Raw genomic sequence first — 2,057 nt, 5'->3', positions numbered from 1 at the left:
CGGGCTGCGCTCAGCCGGTCAGCGTGCCGTCCAGCATGGTGACCTCACGGTCGGCCATGTCCACGAATTCCAGGTCGTGGGTGACCACCACGGTGGCCAGGTCGAACGTGCGGGTCATGTTCTTGAGCAGCTGCATGACCTCGGCCGAACGCTGCTGGTCCAGGGCGGAGGTGGGTTCGTCCACGAGGAGAAGCTTGGGCTCTCCCATGAGGGCCCTGGCAATGTTGACGCGCTGCCGTTGGCCGCCGGACAGTTCGTGCGGACGGCGCCGCCCGGCGCCCTCCAGCCCCACCAGCTCGAGCAGTTGCCGCGCCCGTTCCCGCGCGTGCCGCGTGGCGCCACCTCGAGCGCCGCGGATGTGACTGGTCACCACCAACTGATCCTCGGCCCGCAGCGAGGGGATCAGGTTCGGCTGCTGGAAGACGGTGCCCACTTCTTCGCGACGCAACCGCGCACGGTCCTTCTCGGACAGGTTTCCCACGGCAACCCCACCAATGCGGACCTCGCCGGAGGTCGGATTCAACAGCGTGGATGCCACGGCCAGTAGCGATGATTTACCCGAACCGGACGGGCCGGTCAGCGCGGTCATCGTGCCGGCAACGGCCGCCAGGTACACGCGGTCCAGCGCGGTGATGGTGCGGGGAGCGCCGTCGGGACCCTTGCCGTCCGGATAAGCGAGGGTGACCTCGCACAGTTCGAGGGCCGGGGTGCCGGCCGTGGTCTGCTGGTCGTTCCAGGGAGCGGTATGAGTGGTGGTGGACATGATCAGTTGCCTCCCAGGGCAATCATGGGGTCGACTTTGGCAACGCGGCGCACGGCGAGCAGCGAACCGACAATGCCCAACAGCAACACGCCGAGCGCCGGGACGGCCACGGCGGTGAGCGAGAACAGGAACGGGACGGCGGTGACCTGCGTGGCCACGAGCCAGCCCATCAGACCACCCACCAGGGCGCCGATGAGCACGCCGATTCCGACCACGAGGGTTGCCTGAACCAGCGAATCGCGCACCAGGTAGCCGCGCGAGGCACCCAGGGCCCGCAGGACCGCCACGTCGCGGGTGCGCTGCACCGTCCACACGGTGATGAACGCAATCACCACGAGCGCCGAGATCCCGTAGAGGAAGGCCTGCATGAGCATGAGCGACCCGTTCTCCGAGGAGTAGGACGGGATGGCCTGGAACGACTCGCGGGTCGTCCGGGTGATCGTGCCGGTTCCCTCATCCAGTTCCGCGCCGATCTCGTCCATCCGGGCGGAGTCGGTGCCGGCTGCGAACTGGAGCAGCAGCTCGGTACCCACGGTGGCGCTGGGCTGGTGCGCGACCGCGAGCGCATCCGCATCGCTCAGCCATGCCACGGGCAAGTGGCCGTAGAACTCGTCCTGCACGAAACCAACGACTTCGAGATCCTTACCACCGATCCCCACGGTGTCGCCCGGGCCGATGCCCAAATCATCCGCGTAGGACTCCGACAACACGATCTGGCCGTCCTGGGGCCGGTGCTGACCCTCGAGGAGCTCGATCTTGCGAGCGAACATTGAATCCTCGGGCAGGCCCAACACGGCGCCGGTGGTCACCTTGGAATCGGATCCCACCTGGGTCATCGTGACCACGAGCGGTTCGACGTGTTCGACCGCGGGCTCCGCCGCCCAGGCGTCCATTTGATCCTGAGTGATTTGCGAGGTGGTGACCGTGGGCATGTCCTGTGTGCCCTCGGCCTGACCGAAGACAATGCGTTGCGCACCCAATGTTTCCAACGCGGCGGTGTTTTGTTTACCCAACCCGTTGGTCAACCCGCTCAACATGATCAGGAGAATGGTGATCAGCGCGACCACCGACGCCACCAGGGCTACGCGCCCCTTGGCGAAAACGATGTCTCTCACCGAGACGAACATGGCTACCTCCGGTGCCTTCACGACGGCTGTCTTCCCTTCCAGATTCCCGGAAACCCGCGGCCGTCACATCGGGCGTCCGAGCGATTCGCCGGTCCCGTTGAGTTGAGCGCGCAATCCACCTTTTGATGGATCCGAACACCGTGGTTTGCCGCGTATGCTGCCTTAGC

General features: G+C 66.1%; 2 protein-coding genes. Both read right to left on the bottom strand.

The window, feature by feature from the left end; genetic code table 11:
* Window positions 1-10: 10 nt before the first annotated feature.
* Window positions 11-763 carry an ABC transporter ATP-binding protein gene (locus Q4E95_RS13185; RefSeq protein WP_303383735.1) on the bottom strand — a complete coding sequence of 251 codons (753 nt, stop codon included), beginning with the start codon at window positions 761-763 and terminating at the stop codon, window positions 11-13.
* Window positions 764-765: 2 nt separating this feature from the next.
* The gene (locus Q4E95_RS13180) at window positions 766-1,911 is read right to left on the bottom strand and encodes an ABC transporter permease (protein WP_303383734.1); all 1,146 of its coding nucleotides are present in this window, start codon (window positions 1,909-1,911) and stop codon (window positions 766-768) included.
* Between the last annotated feature and the right edge of the window lie 146 nt (window positions 1,912-2,057).

Source organism: Kocuria sp., from assembly GCF_030536815.1.
Classification (GTDB): domain Bacteria; phylum Actinomycetota; class Actinomycetes; order Actinomycetales; family Micrococcaceae; genus Kocuria; species Kocuria gwangalliensis.
This window is presented reverse-complemented; position numbering and strand designations above follow the sequence as displayed.

Excerpts from the sequence above, each read along its gene's own strand:
- Q4E95_RS13185 (WP_303383735.1), bottom strand. The coding sequence starts at position 763 with ATGTCCACCACCACTCATACCGCTCCCTGGAACGACCAGCAGACCACG.